16 protein-coding genes, 1 pseudogene and 1 riboswitch are annotated in these 20,642 nt (G+C 32.4%); of the genes and pseudogenes, 3 read left to right on the plus strand and 14 right to left on the minus strand.

What is annotated here, in order from left to right; translation table 11 throughout:
* The first annotated feature begins 58 nt into the window (after positions 1-58).
* Entirely contained in the window at positions 59-2,668 is a 2,610-nt protein-coding gene (gene adhE, locus FNL83_RS09930) for a bifunctional acetaldehyde-CoA/alcohol dehydrogenase (protein WP_001829562.1), read from the plus strand.
* A 66-nt stretch (positions 2,669-2,734) separates the two neighbouring features.
* Here the strand turns inward: adhE and FNL83_RS09935 are convergent, their stop codons facing one another.
* The 6 genes from FNL83_RS09935 to FNL83_RS09960 form a co-directional block, all read right to left on the minus strand.
* Entirely contained in the window at positions 2,735-3,274 is a 540-nt protein-coding gene (locus tag FNL83_RS09935; protein ID WP_001832599.1) for a 5' nucleotidase, NT5C type, read from the minus strand.
* A 122-nt stretch (positions 3,275-3,396) separates the two neighbouring features.
* Positions 3,397-4,452, minus strand: a complete 1,056-nt coding sequence (gene hisC / locus FNL83_RS09940) for a histidinol-phosphate transaminase (RefSeq protein WP_001829653.1) — start codon at positions 4,450-4,452, stop codon at positions 3,397-3,399.
* Positions 4,453-4,654: 202 nt separating this feature from the next.
* Positions 4,655-6,169: an ABC transporter permease/substrate-binding protein gene (locus tag FNL83_RS09945; RefSeq protein ID WP_001829640.1), complete on the minus strand. Its 1,515-nt coding sequence runs from the start codon at positions 6,167-6,169 to the stop codon at positions 4,655-4,657.
* Positions 6,162-7,136, minus strand: a complete 975-nt coding sequence (locus tag FNL83_RS09950; RefSeq protein ID WP_001829654.1) for an ABC transporter ATP-binding protein — start codon at positions 7,134-7,136, stop codon at positions 6,162-6,164. The genes FNL83_RS09945 and FNL83_RS09950 overlap by 8 nt, the downstream gene beginning before the upstream one ends.
* Before the next feature lie 199 nt (positions 7,137-7,335).
* A complete protein-coding gene (gene recQ / locus FNL83_RS09955; RefSeq protein ID WP_086886647.1) occupies positions 7,336-9,117 on the minus strand; it encodes a DNA helicase RecQ in 1,782 nt (593 codons plus the stop codon).
* A gap of 10 nt (positions 9,118-9,127) precedes the next feature.
* The gene (locus FNL83_RS09960) at positions 9,128-11,017 is read right to left on the minus strand and encodes an ABC-F family ATP-binding cassette domain-containing protein (RefSeq protein WP_172458391.1); all 1,890 of its coding nucleotides are present in this window, start codon (positions 11,015-11,017) and stop codon (positions 9,128-9,130) included.
* 121 nt (positions 11,018-11,138) lie between these two features.
* On the opposite strand from FNL83_RS09960, the gene FNL83_RS09965 reads away from it, so the two are divergent.
* Positions 11,139-11,954 (plus strand): ZIP family metal transporter, encoded by an 816-nt coding sequence (locus tag FNL83_RS09965; protein WP_001829605.1) that lies wholly within the window; start codon positions 11,139-11,141, stop codon positions 11,952-11,954.
* Between the two features lie 276 nt (positions 11,955-12,230).
* Here the strand turns inward: FNL83_RS09965 and FNL83_RS09970 are convergent.
* The 8 genes and pseudogenes from FNL83_RS09970 to FNL83_RS10005 form a co-directional block, all read right to left on the minus strand.
* A pseudogene (locus tag FNL83_RS09970) lies at positions 12,231-12,413 on the minus strand (hypothetical protein); the annotation flags it as partial.
* 433 nt (positions 12,414-12,846) lie between these two features.
* Positions 12,847-14,787 carry a polyglycerol-phosphate lipoteichoic acid synthase LtaS gene (gene ltaS, locus FNL83_RS09975; RefSeq protein ID WP_001830354.1) on the minus strand — a complete coding sequence of 647 codons (1,941 nt, stop codon included), beginning with the start codon at positions 14,785-14,787 and terminating at the stop codon, positions 12,847-12,849.
* Positions 14,788-15,338: 551 nt separating this feature from the next.
* On the minus strand, positions 15,339-16,343 hold the full coding sequence (locus tag FNL83_RS09980) for a 5-oxoprolinase subunit C family protein (protein ID WP_001830359.1): 1,005 nt from the start codon (positions 16,341-16,343) through the stop codon (positions 15,339-15,341).
* Positions 16,331-17,062, minus strand: coding sequence for a 5-oxoprolinase subunit B family protein (locus FNL83_RS09985; protein WP_001830356.1), 732 nt, complete (start codon positions 17,060-17,062; stop codon positions 16,331-16,333). The genes FNL83_RS09980 and FNL83_RS09985 overlap by 13 nt, the downstream gene beginning before the upstream one ends.
* A gap of 18 nt (positions 17,063-17,080) precedes the next feature.
* Positions 17,081-17,287: a hypothetical protein gene (locus FNL83_RS09990; protein ID WP_001830353.1), complete on the minus strand. Its 207-nt coding sequence runs from the start codon at positions 17,285-17,287 to the stop codon at positions 17,081-17,083.
* A gap of 48 nt (positions 17,288-17,335) precedes the next feature.
* Positions 17,336-17,944 carry an aminotransferase class IV gene (locus FNL83_RS09995; protein WP_001830316.1) on the minus strand — a complete coding sequence of 203 codons (609 nt, stop codon included), beginning with the start codon at positions 17,942-17,944 and terminating at the stop codon, positions 17,336-17,338.
* A 1-nt stretch (position 17,945) separates the two neighbouring features.
* On the minus strand, positions 17,946-19,097 hold the full coding sequence (locus FNL83_RS10000; protein WP_001830323.1) for a chorismate-binding protein: 1,152 nt from the start codon (positions 19,095-19,097) through the stop codon (positions 17,946-17,948).
* Complete coding sequence (locus tag FNL83_RS10005; protein WP_001830349.1) at positions 19,087-19,674, minus strand: anthranilate synthase component II; 588 nt, start codon at positions 19,672-19,674, stop codon at positions 19,087-19,089. The genes FNL83_RS10000 and FNL83_RS10005 overlap by 11 nt, the downstream gene beginning before the upstream one ends.
* A 118-nt stretch (positions 19,675-19,792) precedes the next feature.
* A riboswitch (PreQ1 riboswitch) is annotated at positions 19,793-19,839 on the plus strand.
* A 131-nt stretch (positions 19,840-19,970) separates the two neighbouring features.
* Between FNL83_RS10005 and queC the strand changes: the two genes are divergently transcribed.
* Entirely contained in the window at positions 19,971-20,642 is a 672-nt protein-coding gene (gene queC / locus FNL83_RS10010) for a 7-cyano-7-deazaguanine synthase QueC (protein WP_057504650.1), read from the plus strand.

A 20,642-nucleotide genomic window follows, 5' to 3' on the forward strand; every position in this document is an offset into this window, starting at 1 on the left:
AAAGAGCTGTACTATAATGTTTGTGAATTATTTCACAATATCTAAGGAGTGGTTGTATATGTTATCTGTAACTAAAAAAAATACATATGAATCAAACAAAGATGAAGTCACACAAATGATTGATTCATTAGCAGAAAAAGGACAAGAAGCTCTAAAAGAACTATCTAAAAAATCACAACATGAGATTAATGACATTGTACATCAGATGAGCATGGCTGCTGTTGATCAGCATATGCATTTAGCTAAACTAGCTTACGACGAAACAGGTAGAGGTATTTATGAAGACAAAGCTATCAAAAATTTATATGCCTCAGAGTACATATGGAATTCAATCAAAGACAATAAAACAGTAGGTATCATAGGTGAAGATAAACAAAAAGGATTAACGTATGTAGCTGAACCTATAGGCGTGATTTGTGGAGTGACACCAACGACCAACCCTACATCTACAACTATTTTCAAAGCAATGATTGCTATTAAAACAGGTAATCCAATTATTTTCGCATTTCATCCAAGTGCACAACAATCATCAAAATATGCTGCTAAAGTCATTTTAGAAGCTGCAACAAAAGCAGGTGCTCCTAAAGATTGTATTCAATGGATAGAAGTGCCATCAATTGAGGCAACTAAACAATTAATGAATCATAAAGATATTGCTTTAGTTCTAGCGACTGGAGGCTCTGGAATGGTAAAGTCCGCATATTCGACAGGTAAACCTGCATTAGGAGTCGGTCCAGGTAATGTTCCTACTTATATTGAAAAAACTGCTCATATCAAACGTGCTGTTAATGATATCATTGGTTCTAAAACTTTTGATAATGGTATGATTTTTGCTTCTGAACAAGTCATGGTTGTTGATAAAGAAGTATACACTGACGTCGTTAAAGAATTCAAATTACACCAAACATATTTTGTTAATAAAAATGAACTACAACAATTAGAAGATGCCATCATGAATGAAGATAAAACTGCAGTTAAACCTGATATAGTTGGTAAATCTGCTGTAGATATAGCGAAATTGTCAGGAATTAGTGTTCCAGAAAAAACAAAATTATTAGTCGCAGAAATTGATGGAATTGGAAAAGATTATCCTTTATCACGTGAAAAATTATCACCTGTACTCGCAATGGTAACTGCAAAATCAACAGGACATGCACTACAAATTTGTGAAGACATATTAAAATTTGGTGGTTTAGGTCACACTGCTGTAATTCACACCGAGGATAGTCAATTACAACAAAAATTCGGTCTAAAAATGAAAGCTTGCCGTGTATTGGTAAATACACCTTCTGCTGTCGGAGGAATTGGAAATATGTATAATGAACTCATTCCTTCACTCACGTTAGGTTGTGGTTCATATGGTAGAAATTCTATTTCTCATAATGTAAGCGCAGTAGACTTATTAAATATTAAAACAATAGCAAAACGTCGTAATAATATGCAATGGTTTAAACTCCCACCTAAAGTTTATTTTGAAGAAAATTCAGTTATGTATTTGACAGAGATGGATAATGTTGAACGTGTAATGATAGTTTGTGATCCAGGAATGGTTAATATTGGTTATACTGATATAGTTGAACAAGTGCTGAGACGCCGAGAAAACCAACCACAAATCAAAGTGTTTAACGAAGTTGAACCTAATCCATCAACTCATACAGTCTATAAGGGGTTAGAAATGTTTATAAATTTCCAACCTGATACTATTATTGCACTCGGTGGCGGTTCGGCAATGGATGCAGCCAAAGCAATATGGATGTTCTTTGAGCATCCAGAAACTTCATTTTTTGGGGCAAAACAAAAGTTCTTAGATATTCGTAAACGTACTTATAAAATTACCAAACCTAAAAACGCAAAATTTATATGTATACCAACGACATCAGGAACTGGTTCTGAAGTGACACCTTTTGCAGTAATTACTGATAGCGAGACACACGTTAAGTATCCACTAGCAGATTATGCGTTAACTCCCGATATTGCTATCGTCGATCCACAATTCGTATTAAGTGTACCTAAAGATGTTGCCGCAGATACAGGAATGGATGTTTTGACACATGCCATTGAATCTTACGTCTCTGTCATGGCTTCAGATTATACAAGAGGCTTAAGCTTACAAGCAATAAAGTTAACTTTTGATTATCTAAAATCATCAGTTCAAGAAAATGACAAACACTCACGAGAAAAAATGCATAATGCTTCAACAATGGCCGGTATGGCATTTGCCAATGCTTTTTTAGGAATTTCTCATTCTATCGCACATAAAATTGGTGGTGAATATGGTATTCCCCACGGCAGAACAAATGCTATTTTATTACCACATGTCATTCGCTATAATGCCAAAGATCCACAAAAACATGCACTGTTTCCTAAATATGATTTCTTTAGAGCAGATACTGACTATGCTGACATTGCAAAATTTTTAGGACTCAAAGGTAATACAACTGAAGAATTAGTGGATGCTCTAGCTAATGCGGTGTATGATTTAGGATGTTCAGTTGGTATTGATATGAATTTAAAATCACAAGGCGTAACTGAAGAGCTTCTTCACTCTACTATAGACAGAATGGCTGAATTAGCATTTGAAGATCAATGTACAACTGCTAATCCAAAAGAACCGCTAATTAGTGAACTTAAAGGCATTATCGAAACAGCATATGATTATGAAAGATAACTTTAAAAATGTTTAATAAAAAAGTCATAGGCCATCAAATAAAGTGACCTATGACTTTTATCTTCTCTATTTTTCAATTGAATTAAAATAATTCTTTACATCTCTCCAACCACTTACGCGTTCAAATCTATGTTCATTAACATTATGAGAAGCAGTAAACATAATTGATTTCCCTTCAAAAATTTCCAATTGCTTTGGATTATCATCAATAAGATAATCTGCAAGAATAATATTCTTTCTACCACAAAATACAAAATGTTGCGGATCTAAAAAAGGAAAGTATTCTAATAACCATTCATATTTGTCATGAAAAGAGGTTGGAACATCCATCGCTGCTGTGGCTATGTATATGTCGTAATGCTCATTGAGTTGTTTTACAACTTCTTGAGCATGCGGCATTACATCTAAATTTCTAAAGAATCCAGGTTCTTTTAAAATATCCATGACTAACCCCTCATGCTCGGGTATCATATGTTTTAATTTTTTACCGTTTAATGATTCCATTTTGATATTTAAATCCGCTCGTTCATTGACCGCTTTAACAACAGCACCCAATGTATCAGCAAGCACTTCATCCATATCAATGGCGATTCTCTGTCGCGTCATGCTCTTACACTCCCTGTTCGTGATATACGTGTTTAGTATAGCAAAATTTTTTCCTTCTGTTTAATCTATTTAACTACGATATCACATCTTTTTTAAATCAAAAGTTATCAAAGAGTGTTAGTTTAATACTCAAAATGTTTTAAAACTTCAATCATCTTATTATTTTGTTCTGGTAAACCAATAGTAATTCTAACACCGTTAGGGAATAAACGTGTAATACATCCTACGTTTAACAATGCATCATAAAGTGCTTGACTTCTTGAAGTTTTAACAAAGACAAAATTCGCTTGACTTGGTAAAAAATGCTGACTTTGAGGAATTTGATAAAATTTATCTCGTTCAAAACTATTTTTTTGTGTCACTTCTTTCAAATACTCTTGATCTTCTAAGGCAGCGATTGCTGCATATTCTGAAATTCTAGTAACATTAAATGGTGGACGAATGATATTCCACTTTTCAATGGCGTCTTCAGAGGCTATAACATATCCTACTCTTAATCCAGCTAATCCATATGCCTTAGAAAAAGTACGTAATAAAAAGGCATTGTCAAAATCCTCCTGTAATTTTAGCGTATCTGGAAAATCATCAGCAGTAACGAATTCTACATATGCTTCGTCAATTAATACAGGAATATCACTTGGGACACGTTTTAAGAAATTAAATAATTCATCGTGCGAAAAGTAAGTCCCAGTTGGATTGTTAGGATTGCATAACCAAATTAAAGACGTTTTATTATCAATTTGTTGTAACATACCATCTAAATCAAATCCACCATCTTTGAGAGGCACTTGGATAACATCAGCTGATTCCACAATTGCATTATGATAATATTGTCCGAAAGTAGATTCACTAGTGATAATCTTATCTCCTGGTGATAATACGGCTCTTGATATCATTAGAATAACCTCATCTAAACCCGCACCAAATAAAATACGAGATGCATCAACATTAAGTTGTTGACTTATTGCTTCCCTTAATTTTGGCGATCCAGATTCCGGATAATAATATAATTCATCTAAATGAGATTGAATCGCCGTTTTAACTTTTGGACTTGGACCATATACATTTTCATTTGAAGCAAGTTTATGTAATTCACCTTTAATGCCATACTGTTTTTTTAAAGATTCTGGAGAAAGCCCTGGCGTATATGCTGTTAATTGGTCTAATTGTTTCTTCATACATAAATCACACCTTAAATTGACTGAAATTTTAAAAAACTTAGTACCTATTATAAACAAACTCATACCTTAAAATCAATCACACTTCTAACATTACATTTTAAATTCACTATATCGGTTGAAATAGTTAAATTATAAATAGCTATTCGATGTACCATTTAGACATCGAATAGCTATCAAATCCATCTCGAAACGCACAATTTTATTTTATTAATTTTTCTTTTTCTAAGTATTCTCTTGCTACTTTATAAGGATCCTCTTTCTTCACTGTTACCTTATAGTTCATTTCTTGCATTTCTTCATCTGTGATTCTATTCGCCAATTTATTGAGCGGTTTTTTAACTTCAGGATGGTCTTTTAAATATTTTTCTTTAAATAGCGGTGCTCCTTGGTATGGAGGAAATACATGTTGATCATCTTTTAATACTACCATGTTATATTGTTTTAATTCTGCATCAGTAGAGTATGCGTCTATGAGATTAATATCTCCCTTTTTAACTGCAGTATAACGTAATTTAGGTTCCATAGTTTTAACATTAGAAAGATTAAGATGATACGTTTTTTTAACAGCTTTGTATCCATCTGGTCTATCATTAAATTCCAATGTAAAACCTGGTTTAAGTTTATCTTCTACCTTGCGTAAATCACCTATTGTCTTAATTTGATATTTTTTTGCAAAGTCACGTTTTACAGCTAATGCATACGTATTATTATATTTCATCGGTTTAAGCATTGTCATATCATATTTTTTTTCTAAACTAGACTTTGCTTGTTGATATACATCGTTTTCTTTTTTAGACTTTAAATCTTCTTTCGTTAATTCACCTAATACAGTACCTGTAAATTCTAAATAACCATCAATTTCATCTGACTTAAGCGCATTAAATAAGAATGAGGTTTTACCCATGCCATCTTTGACTTCTACAGTATCATCTGTGTCTTCTTCAATAAGTATTTTATACATATTCGTAATAATTGACGGTTCTGAACCTAGCTTGCCTGCGAATGTGATTTTATCACCTTTTTGCGCTGCCATAGATATGGCAATAGCTATGATAATCACAATTACAATTGTCCCTAAAGAAATGAGCAATTTTTTATATGATAAACGTTCCATGTATCTTAAAATAAAATCAAAAATAATAGCTAGAAGTGCAGCTGGAATAGCACCTATTAAAATGAGTGCACTATTGTTACGATCAATGCCTAATAATATTAAATCTCCTAGACCACCAGCGCCTATTAAAGCTGCGAGTGTAGCAGTACCAATGATTAATACCATAGCTGTGCGTATTCCTGCCATGATAACAGGCATTGCAATAGGGAGTTCGACTTTGGTCAATCTTCTAAGTGGTTTCATTCCAATGCCTTTAGCCGCTTCAATAAGAGAGGGATCGACCTCCTTAATACCTGTGTATGTATTACGTAGAATAGGAAGTAACGCATATACAACTAAGGCGATAATTGCCGGAAGTCTCCCAATTCCGAAAATTGGTATCATCAAACCAAGTAGTGCCAGTGATGGAATTGTTTGTAGAACAGCTGCAATATTCATGACGATTTCTGAAAGTTTTTTTGTTTTAGTGAGCAAAATTGCAATTGGTACTGCTATAAGAGTTGCAATGAAAAGCGCTATAAAAGAAAGTTGAATGTGTTCAATTATAGTAGAAAATAGCTGCCCTTTTCTATCACTTAATGTCGCAAAGAACTCATTCATGTGTCGCTTCCTCCTTATTAAGAGATAAATAAGTAAACACATCTTCTCTATTTAACAAATATCGACGATGTTGTTCTTTATCGTTGACCACAACTGCATCATAATGAGACAAATCTTCATAAATATTATTTAAGTACAACTCAGCATCTACTTCAGGATAATGAATAACGCTTGCATTGTCATCTACAGACCGATTAATTCCTAAATCTTTAATCTTCACTTGATTCACAATATTATGCGTTGTATCCAAATGACTACCCATGAATTGCTTTACAAAGTCACTTTTAGGTCGCGTTCTAAAACCATCAGGTGTATCAATTTGTTCAACACGCCCTTCATTGAGTAAACAAATTCTGTCACCTAGTTTCATCGCTTCTTGAATATCATGCGTTACAAAAACTATTGTTTTCTTAATTTGAGTTTGCAAATGAATCAAATCGTTCTGCAACTTCTCTCTGCTAATTGGGTCAAGAGCACTAAAAGGCTCATCCATGATAATAACGGGAGGATCTGCAGCTAATGCTCGCACTACACCAACCCTTTGTCGTTGTCCACCCGATAGTTCATCAGGTTTTCTATTTTTAAATTGCTCAGGATTTAAACCTACCATTGTCAATAATTCATCCACACGTAAATCAATATCGTTATCTTTCCACTTTTTCATTTGGGGTACTTGTGCAATGTTTTCTTTGATAGTCATATGAGGAAATAATGCAATTTGTTGTAGTACATATCCAATATCCCAACGCATTTCGTAAACTGGATAATCACTAATTGGTTTATCTTTAAAATATATGTAACCTTCGCTTAAAGGAATTAAACGATTGATCATTTTAAGTGTTGTTGTCTTACCACAACCTGAAGGACCAATTAACACAAAAAATTCTCCTTCTTTAATATTAAAACTTACATTATCTACAGCAATATTATTAGCATATCGCTTTGTGACATTTTTAAATTTAATCACTTTTTCACCTTCATTCCCTCTACAAAATAGTAGACCATTTTAATCTATATTCCCTATTAAATCATTTTTAATTGAAAATTAACATTTATTGTATTTCAAAATTCAAATTAACAAAAAGTATTATGAATACTTAATATCCAACTTCATATAATTAAAAAACGACGAAATCAAAAGATAAGAGATTTCGTCGTTCAATCATTTATATTCTAGTTTTATAGCTTTGTATGGTTTCGATAAACTTAGGACAATAATGCTTTAATTTATAACTACCTACACCATCAATAGCAATCATTTCTTGTTTCGATTCAGGTTTACGCTTAGCAAATTCTTCGAGCGTGTAATCAGAAAATATACTTACAGGTGCTATTCCAAGTTTATCACTTAGCTGTTTACGTACATCAACAAGCTCACGATATAACGCTCTATCCACACCTTCAACAGTGTTGATAAATACCTTCTCTTTAGTTTTTTGTTTGAACGGAGTGGTATAAACCTTGGTATGATTATTTAGTAATTGTTTCACTGATGTATCACACATAAGAATTTCATCATTTTCATTTAAATATCCTTTGAAACGTAGCTCATCAATTAAGTGTGATAACTCAGATGTTGTATAATTTTTCATCAACCCATGTGTCGTTAATTCATTATAATGATGGTGTTTTATATAATCTGTCACTTCTCCACGTAAAACTTGTATAATAACACTATAATTTTCCTGTTGCTTCATTCGAGCAATACAGCTAATAATCATTTTCGCTTCACGAGTCATATCATACGTTTTATTTTCCTGTATACAATTACTACATTGATTGCATTCCTCTAAATTTTCATTGGGTTCAAAATAATGAACAATTGTCGCTTCTAAACACTTTTTCGTTTTGGTATATTGAATCATTTTCGTTAATTTTTCGCCCATTTTATCTTTATAGTCATCATCAGCTTGGGATACAGTAATAAAATACTCATGTAATCCCTTATCTCGTTCACTAAACAAAAGGATACACTCACTTTTTAAACCATCACGTCCCGCGCGTCCAGCTTCCTGATAGTAAGATTCCAAATCTCCAGGCATGTTATAGTGAATGACATAACGTACATTTGATTTATCAATACCCATACCAAATGCATTTGTCGCAATGACAACCTCTACACGATCATACAAGAAATCATTTTGCGCCTCAATTCTCTCTTTATTCGTTAAACCAGCATGATAAATTGTGCTCTTAATTTTTTCACTATTTAGAGCTTCGTGTAATTCTTCTACCTGCTTACGAGTGGAACAATAAATGATTCCTGCCTGTCCTTCATGATTTGCAACATAATCCACAACAAATTTTTGTCGCTGATAAGTCGGATTGACTTTGAAGATTAAATTGCGTCTTTTAGTACTTGTTTTGACAACATCATTTTGTCCAATTGATAACTTAGACATGATATCTTGTTGAACTTCAGCAGTTGCCGTAGCTGTAAGTGCAACTATTGTGAAGTTTTGAGGTAAGGTAAAAACTTTTTGTATGACACTTTGATAACTAGGTCTAAAATCATGTCCCCACTTCGATATACAGTGTGCTTCATCAAAAGCGATAAGGGGTATTTCTATTTTACGTAATAAATTTAGAAAAAAAGTATTTTCAAAGCGCTCTGGAGCTACATATAAAAACTGAATGGCACCACGCTTTATTTGCTCTTCAATCTCTTTTTGTTGTTTATGAGTCAAACTACTATTCAAATATGCAGCTTGAATTCCCATTGCTTGTAGTTGATCAACTTGGTCTTTCATCAAAGAAATAAGTGGACTTATAACAATAGTTGTGCCACCCTGCATTAAACCTGGTACTTGATAGCATATCGATTTACCGCCACCGGTAGGTAGTACCCCCAGTGTATGCTGATGATTTAATATTTTAGTTATAATTTCTTCTTGTCCTGGTCGAAATGACTTATAACCAAAATAATGCGATAAAGTCTCTTGCATGATTACATTCCCCTTATTGTTCTTTAATTTCCTCAAGCTCACTCCATCTCGTGATGTCTGCTTCATAGGTTGCTTCAAGTTGCTCTTTTTCCTCATTAAGTTCTTTGATTCTTGCATAATTATCACTTGCATTAATCATTTCTTGTTCAAGGTCTTCTAAACGCGTTTCAGTCATTTCTATACGCGTCATAATTGTTTCGTATTCTAACTTCTCTTTATAAGATAGTCCTGTTTTCTTTTTTGGTTGATGCTTATGTTTATTTTGTTGTTCAGTTTGTTTAGATAGCATGGCTTGGCGTTCGTGTTCCTTTTTAAAAGATTCATAATCTTCAAATGATCCAATAATTTTTTCGATTTTACCATCATGAATAAACCAATATTCTTGTACCACTTTATTTAAGAAATAACGATCATGACTGACCGTAATGACAGAACCACCGAAATCATCAATGTAATCTTCTAAAATCGTAAGTGTTTCAGTATCTAAATCATTAGTCGGTTCATCTAAAAGGAGTACATTAGGTTTATGAACAAGTAAACGCAATAAATACAGACGTTTTTGTTCTCCACCTGAGAGTTTATAAACTTTTTTACCGTGTGTAGCGCTCGGAAATAAAAATCTTTCTAACAATTGTGTAACTGAAATTGAGGTACCATCTTTTTCTTTAGCCATTTCACTTTCTTCTCTTAGGTAGTCAATCACTCTAATATCACGGTCAAGTGTCTCTTCTGTTTGCTTAAAATAAGCTACCTTAACAGTCTGACCGATTTTAAGCTCACCCTCATAGTCCTGATCTTCATTACTTAAAATATTAAGTAATGTTGTTTTTCCCGCTCCATTAGGTCCTACAATACCTATACGTCTACCACTTTGAATAATTTCAGTGACATCTTCAAATAAAACTTTATTATTAATTGATTTTGATAAATTCTTTAATTCATATACTTGTTTACCTAACCTTGAATATGCAAGATTAAGTTCACCCTTATCTTGTGTATGTTGCGTCTTAACGTCTGATTCTAGTTGCTTAAATCTATTGATACGTGCCTGTTGTTTAGTAGTTCTTGCCTTTGCTCCTGCTCGCATCCATGCTAACTCTTGTTTATACAATGCTTTTTGTTTTTCTTGTTGTTTTTGTTCTACTAATTCATTTTCTGCACGCATTACTATGTAATCTTCATAATTACCTGGATATGTTTTTAACTTCCCTCTATCCAGTTCAATAATTCGCGTCGATACTTCATTTAAAAAGTAGCGATCATGTGTTACAAATAAAACTGTATGTGGATATTGCTTGACATAATTAATGAGCCAACGGATGGATTCAAAGTCAAGATGGTTCGTCGGTTCATCTAGCAAAAGTAAATCCGGTTGTTCTATTAGAGTTTTAGCCAATACAACTCTTTTTTGTTGACCACCCGAAAGTTCAACTATTTTCTTAGTTGTATCGTGAATCCCTAGTTTAGATAAAATCGTTTTAATTTCTGCATTATAGTCCCATGCATCCTTTTGATCCATTTCTTCTTGTGCTTCCATCATTTTATTAAAATTAGAGTCACTTTGATCTAACGCATAGCGATTAACTGCTTCTTCATATTTTTTTATAATTCTTAATGTAGGAGTATCCGAACTTAAAACAGCTTCGAACACAGTCATATGGCCATTGAGGTCTTGTTTTTGAGAGGAATAACGAATGCGATATTGATTAGGGTGGGTAATATCTGCAGTAAAATCTTCATCTAGACCACCAATGACTTTTAATAATGTACTTTTACCTGTTCCATTGATACCTACTAATCCAATTCTTTCATGCTCAGATATAGATAGGTTAAGATCATTAAAAATTTCTTTATCTGCATAGGATTTATTTAAATGTTCAATTTTGTATGCTTCCATGCTTATCTTCCTTTTCAAATACTGGAAATTGTCAACTATCGAATTTTCAAAAAAATTTTGTTAAGCTAAATTCAGTTCTATATATTATACACCTTTTTAGATTCAAATGATATAAGGAGACTTAGATATGTCAGATTTATTCCAAAACGCACCACCCTATATTCAGGCGCTTATAGCCGGAATAATCACGTGGTTACTTACTGCTTTGGGTGCGGCAGCAGTTTTTATATTTAAGAAAGTGAATGATAAAGTCTTAAATTCGATGCAAGGTTTTGCAGCTGGAATCATGATAGCAGCAAGTTTTTGGTCATTGTTACAACCCGCAATTGAATCGAGTGAAAATAGTGCTATGCCATGGCTTCCTGCAGCAATAGGTTTTATTCTCGGTGGCGTTTTTATCAGGGTTCTAGATTATATTATTCCCCATATTCACCAAAATGCCCAAGATAAAAACCAACAACAAGAGGGTGTGCCTACCTCTCTTGGAAAAAATGCATTACTTGTGTTAGCTATCACACTTCACAACATACCTGAAGGACTATCTATCGGAGTTGCATTCGGTGGTGTTGTATCTGGCAACAGTCACGCTACATTTTTAGGTGCGATTGGTCTAGCGATAGGTATCGGCATACAGAATATTCCTGAAGGTGCAGCACTATCGATGCCAATCCGTGCTGCAGGTGCAACACGTTGGAAAGCATTTAATTATGGACAAGCTTCAGCAATTGTTGAGCCTATTTTCGCTACTATCGGTGCTGCAGCAATTTTAGTGGTAAATCCTATATTGCCTTATGCATTAGCGTTTGCTGCAGGTGCAATGATTTTCGTTGTTGTTGAAGAACTGATACCTGATTCTCAATCAAGTAACAACACTGATTTGGCAACTTTAAGTCTAATGATTGGTTTTACAATTATGATGATTCTTGACGTTGCACTTGGATAATTCATATCATTTAAAAAAGAATCATGATAAGTTAATTAACTATAGTGCTTTACTTTATCTTTAGCTTTGTGACCCAATCATTTATAGTCAGAGAACTACATTGTTCTTAAAGTTAATCGTAATAAAAATTTGAGGTTCTCTTTTATAGTTAATAAAGCAAGTGACTTCAATTAATTCCAATATAAATAAGACATACTTATAAAGTTAAAGGAGTGTCATTGAAAGTTTCAAATTTACTTTATTTGTACAAAAATATATTAAATAAAGTAGTCACTTTTAAAGATATTCTAATTTCAAAATGATTACTAAAGACATTAATATAAAAATAAGAGGTTGGGACATAAAGTTCCAGGATAAGTAAATAAAGACAATTTCTATTGAAATAATATAGAAATTGTCTTTTTTATAATTTTTTTGATGATTTTCAGCTCGTTGAGCTGTTACTTTTCTTATATTAAGCCACGATGATGTCTGAATTCAGTCTCTAGAATTGTTTCTACAGTATCATATACATATCGTGAAATATCATTTGCGGGGATAAGTACTGAAGTTTCTATTGGTAGAGTATGTTAAGTCATATTATAATCTTTATACATAAGACACCTCGTTAATTTAGTTTAGTGGTATTTATTAAATTATACGAATGACCTTATTTTTTTTAGTATTTCAATGTAAAATTACATATAAAAACAAAGTATTTTGGCGAGACTCTTGAGGGAACAGGACAAGCTGAAGACTACAGGCTGAAGCTGTCCCCTAAGAAAGCGAGCCAACAATACGAAGTATTGTTGTAAATAAAGAAGCCAGTAAATGAATTTATAAAAACTCATTTACTGGCTATTTTGCTAGGAATTATATCCCAACCACTTAACAATTTCAATTCACTGAAAAACTATTTTTTTTCGTTCCCTTTTGGACCTGATTTATATTCATATTTACCAGGATTTACTTTTTTAAAGTCAGGATTTTTGTAGAATCTGAACAAGTCACCATTTAACACGCTGTCACTCATTTCAAGATCTTTCTCTACTTGTTTTTTATTTTTATCGAAGTCTTTAGGTTTTTCAGTAAGCAATTCATTATCTTTATTTGAGTAAATTTTACCATTCACATACTTATAATCTTCAGTGATAAAATCACCATTTCTAAACGGTACTACGTTATTGTGTTGTTTAGAGAACATGTCAGAACCAAACATTAGGTAATTCTTGCTATCAATACCAACAAGATGTAGTAATGTAGGCATAACATCCATTTGCCCAGCATACTCTTTATTTACGCCCCCTGATTTACCTGGAACTTTTAACCAGAAGCCAGTGCGGTTTAAATCTGTAAATTTAGCTGGTGTAATCTTCTCACCTAATAATTTTTCCATAGCATTATTATGATTTTCAGAAATACCATAATGGTCACCGTAAATCATAATGACTGAGTTATCATATAGACCTTTTTTCTTAAGGTCAGTAATATATTCCTCTAAAGCTTGGTCGAGATAGTGTGCCGTTTGTATATAACCGTCTACTGTTGAGTCACCGGTATTAGGTTTATCAATAGAAGCATCCTCTTCATCTAATGTGAAAGGATAGTGGTTAGTTAAAGTAATTAAGTGTGAATAAAACGGCTTTTTCATTTTAGATTGATAATCTGCTGATGCTTTAAAGAATGGTTTATCTTTTAAACCAAGATTAACAATATTGTCGTCAGACATGTCATAGTAAGTAGCATCATAGAAATTGTCAATACCGAAATGTTTATAAACTTGATCTCGATTCCAAAATGTTTTGTAGTCACCATGCATTACATTAGATGTATAACCTTGCTTTTGGTCTAGTATAGCTGGTAATGATTGATACGTATTATCTCCCTTCAGTGAATAGGCTGAGCCTTGCGGTAAGCCATATAAACTGTTGTCCATTGTAAACTCTGAGTCAGATGTTTTACCTTGCCCTGTTTGATGGAAAAAGTTTGGGAAATACGTAAAATCTTGGTTACCACTAGATAATTTATTTAAAAACGGTGTAACCTCTTTACCATTTACCTTTTTATTGATTAAGAAAGTCTGGAAACTTTCAAGGTGAATTTTAATTATATTTTTCTTTTTCGCTGCACCATAATATTCAGGATTAGGTTCAGTACGTTTCTGCTTAGTGTAATTCAGCACTTTAGTTAAGTCGTCTTCAGAAGCTAGTGCTTTTTGCTGATTATTTTCGATTGTTTTTACACCATCATAAACAGTGAAGTTATATGGTCCTAAGTATTTCACAAGATATTTATGGTCAAAAGTTCTTGTTAATAATTCGGGACGATCTGTTTCTGCAAACGCTAAATTTAAGAAAAATAATGCTACTGATGTAGCCATCACAACGGGTACGAATTTTTTACTGAATGCTCTATTATCTAACCATTTACGTTTAAATATTAAAATAGCAAGATAGATAATAGTGTCAATGAAGTAGACAAAGTCATACCATTTGAAAGAAGCACTTACTGCACCACCCATTGATTCAACGTTGCCTGCCTGGTTTAGTGTACTAAAAGTTAAGAAATCTGAGAAAAATCTGAAGTACACAACGTTTGCGTATAGTAGAAACGTAAGTAAAAATCCTCCAATAAAGATGAACCAAAATGCCTTCTTACCTTTAAAAAATAGGAAAACACTTAGTACAAGTGCAATCAAACTATAAGGATTCATAAGCAATATTAAGTTTTGTACTAAACCCTTGACACCTAAAGAAAAGTCAACATAATATGAAAAATATGTCTTCAAAGTAATGGTGAATACCGTTAATAAGAAGAACGCAAAAATTCCTATTTTCTTCTTGGGTAAACTCATGTTTGTTTCCTCCGTTTTTAGTAATGAATCATTTTTACGTTAAATGATTTACTTTACCTTCAGTTAATTCAAATTATAACTATCTGTTTAAATCACTTTATATTCATTTGATCAAATCGATTATTTCTATATATAAATTTAAGAATTTGATATAAAACGTAAATGCGAATACGTCATTGTTTAGACTATGTAGTTGTTAACTTTTTATTAAGATTTTTAAATGTTTGTAATCTTATTGTAATAAAAATACATAGTTCAATTTATAAATATATAGTATTATGACTTAAATATCAAGTAAAAGCACGCTATACAGGTAAATTGTCAACATAAAAGTGTTATTAAAATTTTAAATAATTAATCTCTTGTGCATATATAATGATTCATTATAAACTCAGTATTTCTTATGTTCATCAGTCTCCAGGACGATTCAATTTAAGTTCCAAAACTGATGGACAGGGCACAAGACTACTTATTTTTTATTTATAGGAAAGCAATTGCATAAATAATACGTCATTTTAAAATAAGATGATTTTCAACTTAAATACAGATATTCACTTTAACATTTCTAATTGCATACGGTGTTCAATACCATGGAACAATTGATTTAACCAATTGCTATACTTTATTAAGTTTTTTTCTGCAGTTTCGATATCTATAAATTGAAATTTCAATTTTGAGCCTTGTGGTTTTTGGGCTAATTTTGTTAGATGATAGCTTGCGATTGTACCTATTTGAGGATAACTTCCTAATGTATAATGATCGTTTAATAATACAATCGGTGTGCCATCTCTCTTAACTTGAATGGTTCCTCTTTTTACTGATTGATGAGCCGGCATATCATCATAGTATGCTTTGATTTGGGGGCCATCAAGCACCATACCTACTCTATTTGTTTTACTAGACACACTATATTCAGCCGTTGTAAAACGACGCGTCGCCTCTTTTTTAAAATCTTCCGTTCCCTTATTTTTTATAACATGAAAAACATCCGAAACATAATTGAAAGACAATGCGTAACCATCAATTCCCCAATCAGTTGTACGTTTGTCAGATAAGTTTTCAAATAGCTTAAGATGTCGTTGAGAATAGTGGTGTTTTAATTCTATTTCATCACCTTTCTTAAGCTTTCTTCCCTCAAAACCACCAATTTCCACATTAAAATCTGTAGATGCTGAATGAAGCCATTTTTCTAGTTTAAAACCTCCACCAACTGCTAGATAAACACGTGATGTACGACTGGTTTCATTAAATTTCAATGTCTCACCTTCATTGATGAGATATAATTTATTAGGATAAATTTTCATATGTTCAGTTTCAGCTTTAAAATTACCACCTGTTAAAGCTATAAGTGCCGGCTCAGTGAAACGAATTGTTGCCATTTTTTGAGTCATTTCAAGTGTTGCTTCATTTTTGTCATTTGCAACCAGACGGTTGGCTATTTCATGTGCTAATTCATCTAGTGCGCCACTCGGGATGACACCTTCATGTTCATATCCCTTTCTTCCAAAATCTTGAAAGCTACTAAATAGGCCACTATTTTCAATTATGATTGACATGTTTTATAATCTCCTAGTTCTATTTCATTGATATCTTTAGACTCAAACGTGACATTGTCTCCTAGCTTTAATAATGTAAAGTTTTGTTGCTCAGGAAAGAAAAGTTGAACTGGTGTATATCCGATAACTAACCAATCATTATATGTATCAGTAGTAACTATTCCACATTTTTTTCCTTCCATAATAACTGATCCACAAGGGATGAATTTTTTCTTTTCACTTGTGTGGTTCACATGCAATTTTTTATTCATTCCAGTAAGATACGGAAATCCTGGTGAATACCCCATCATTGATACAAAATATTTTTCTTGAGTATGTAATTTTACAAAATCCTCTAATTTGAGTTTAAGATGCTTTAACAAATGTTGTAAATCAGGCCCAAATTCTCCCCCATATATAACTGGAATATTAACAGATTGTTGTTTTTGAATATATTTTGCTTGAAGTTGTTGTCGATGATGTCTAATTTCTAATTTTATAGAATCAATTAAAGCTTTCATATATAAAAATGGTGACTGAATATGGTGATGTTTAATCATATCTCTTGCGTCATAACAAATCATTAGGTCAGACTCTGTAGCTACAATTTCAGTAATAAATGGATATGATTTATCAATTAAATATGCTCTCAATGAAAGTAAATCTTCTGTCAGTCTTTGAGATACATTTTTCTCTATTGAAACAACAATGGCTTGGTCGCCTTGACTATATATTTTCATAATATCACCTCGTCAAAATTAATGATGATAAAAGACATTCATCAATTTAATAATATGTGGCATTATAGATTGCATAAGCAAATAAACCAACACAAACGCACAAAATGTAGTTATAGTAGCTATTAACTTAGCAATAAGCACTTGATTGTTTTTAATGGCTTGGTTTGACATCTTTTTACCTAATACAGTAAGAAGTATTAATATAGCTAACCATAATAATGTCATAGGCTACCTCATTATTTTTTATCATTAAAATTCTTTTTCATAAATATATTATACATATACTTTAACACCGACAACCTCTCTTAAGCTATTGATTAAATAGACGTTGATTTGACTCGATTTGATTTTTTCTTTAAATTCTTCGATATAAAAATCTTTTTCTATAACTTTGCCTTGATCTATAAGAGATTGTCTCATACAGCCGGGGAGCATGTCTCCTTTATATGTTGGTGTATACAATTTATCTCTTTCTTGTATCATCACGTTGCCAATGTCAAACTCTAAAATTTTACCATCTTCATCATAGATCAGTATTAAGTCTGTGAAATGATTATGTGTTAAATAATCACGTTCTGTTGTTTTATTAGTTATGATTACTTTATCAATATTCTTTTTTTGTTGAACTAGTCGAGCGGTAAAAAAAGGTTTATCGGGTATCGGAAATAACTCATAGTTTAATTCACCTTCTTTGTTTAACGTCACCTTCAAACGAAATACGCCTTTTGAATGCAAGGTTTTTATATTATGAATAAACTGCTTCCAAAATAGATGATCAAATTGAAATCCTAGATGCTCACTAGAAGTTGAAATACGTTGATAATGGTAGTCAAGACGAGGAATGAATCCCTTATCCAATTTCATTGTTTCAAATAAATGCATATTATAACCGCTCCAAAATTTTAGTTTTATCGTGAAATTCCTGAACTTCATTTTCGGGTACTGAATCAATTGTTATACCAGCACCCACCCCATAAACCGCTTCTTCATGATTATACTCAATTGTCCGTATAGGGATATTAAATATCATCCTTTGGTTTGGAAGTAATAAGCCAATTGTTCCACAGTAAATGGATCTTGGCATGTCCTCCAACTGAGCTATATATTGCATTGTATTTATTTTTGGTGCACCTGTAATAGAACCACAAGGAAAGAGCGCTCGCATCATATCTATCAATTGAATGTCATCTTGTAATCGGCCACACACTGTACTGGTCATTTGGAAAACTGTGTCATATTTCTCAATCGAAAACAATTCAGGTACATCTATAGTTCCACTTTGAGCAATTCTTGTAATATCGTTACGTAATAAGTCTACAATCATCACATTCTCCGCCATATCTTTAGAGGAGGTTTTTAAATTATTATAATATAGCTCATCTTCTTTAACATTTTTCCCTCTAGGCATAGTCCCTTTCATCGGCTTACTAACAATCATATTTGATTTACCTTTATAGTCACCTTTTTGAAAGAAAAGTTCAGGCGATATTGATGCTACTTTTATATCAGGTGTGTCCATTAAAACGGTATAATTACCATTTTGTGACATAGTAAGTTGATAATATAAGTGACTTATAGGACAGAAAACTTCTGCTTTTAAGCGGGTTGTGTAATTCACCTGATACGTTGCCCCTTCAATAATGGCTTTATGAATCGATTTGATCTTGTTAATCATCGCTTTATCACTTTCACAAAAATAAAATCCTTCAGTTTTTATATGATTTTTATTGGGCATTACTTTTTTTATATTTTTTATCGAATTGACCGATTTAAATGAATAAGCTGCAGCAAAAATATGGGATTGTTTCACATTATTGACCACCATTTCCTTATTAAAAAAAGGTGCTGCTTCATAAGTAACATAAAGTGCAACATAGCTTCCGTTACGTTGTTCTTGTTCTGCAAAGTGAATGACATCCCCTACTTCATCAAGACGATATGCAATTTTAGAATCTTGAAAGTTATCCATTTCTAATTGATAGTCTTCATAGTCCTTTTCATTTTCATAATAGCGATACTTAAATTCAATGTGCATATTTAACCCCTACCTCGGTTAAGAATAAATTTAATTGTTCGTGACCATATTCACTTAGTATTGATTCAGGATGATACTGTAAACCATAAATAGGATACTTATGATGTGCAACAGCCATAATAACATTCTCGTTGTTCAGAGCTGTGACTTTTAATGCGCTAGGTATTGTAGAGGGGTCAGCCATAAGTGAATGGTATCGCATCACGTTAAAATACGATGGTAGACCTTTAAAAATACCCTCATTGCTATGCCTTATCTTGGTAATATGTCCATGAATAGGTTTATCATTATGAATAATGTTTCCTCCAAAGTATTCAATGATTAATTGAAAACCTAAACAGACGCCCAAAATGGGAACGTGACGGTGAAATATTTCTAATACGGATGATAGTATTGGATAATCACTAGGTTTCCCAGGTCCAGGTGAAATGACAATCGCTCTCGGATTCAATGCATCGAGATGCTGTGTCATCAAATCATTTACAGAAATGATTTTCACTTCTTCAGTAGTTTGTACTTTAATATAATCTATTAAGTTATATGTAAAGGAATCTTGATTATCTATCATTAAAATCATATTCATACCTCAATTATCGATAAAGATTGTTAATTATTATAGTTGTTACTCTCTATTATCACAGAACATGACTTGATTTTATATAGCATTTCGTTTATTCTATGTTCCGTGCAAAATAATAACAGAGGTTCCTAGCCGAAACCCTCTATAAAAAACTAGACATGAAAATTTCAACAATGAATTTCTTCATATTTATAATGTTAAGACTATATATGTCTTTAATATTTCTGTCTATCTTTTTTATAGAGATAGACTTTTTTTATGCAAAATTATCACAATGATGAGGAGTCATATCAATGTCACAAAATGACTTAAATAAAGAAAAAGCACTTGTCGTATTTAGTGGTGGTCAAGATAGTACGACATGCTTATTTTACGCTAAAAAACATTTTAAAGAAGTAGAACTCGTTACATTTAATTACGGACAAAGACATGATAAAGAAATTGAAGTTGCAAAAAAAATTGCAAAAGAACAAAATTTGAAACATCATATTTTAGATATGTCATTACTATCTCAACTTACTCCCAATGCACTTACACAACATGAGTTAAGTATTGAAGATAATGATGATGGTATTCCTAATACTTTCGTACCAGCTAGAAATCTATTGTTTTTATCTTTTGCTGGCGCGTTAGCCTATCAAATTCATGTTAAACATATTATTACTGGTGTTTGTGAAACAGATTTTTCAGGTTATCCAGATTGTAGAGATAGCTTTATCAAATCTATGAATGTAACTTTAAGTCTTTCAATGGATAAAGACTTTGTCATTCATACACCATTAATGTGGTTAGACAAAGCACAGACATGGGCACTCAGCGATAAGCTAGGTGTGTTAGATTATATTCGCCACAACACATTAACATGTTATAACGGTATCATTGGTGATGGTTGTGGTGAATGTCCAGCATGTCACTTAAGAGCTCGAGGTTTAAAACATTATCTTGAACATAAAGGAGAAGAATAA

It is taken from the genome of Staphylococcus epidermidis (assembly GCF_006742205.1).
GTDB classification, from domain to species: Bacteria; Bacillota; Bacilli; order Staphylococcales; family Staphylococcaceae; genus Staphylococcus; species Staphylococcus epidermidis.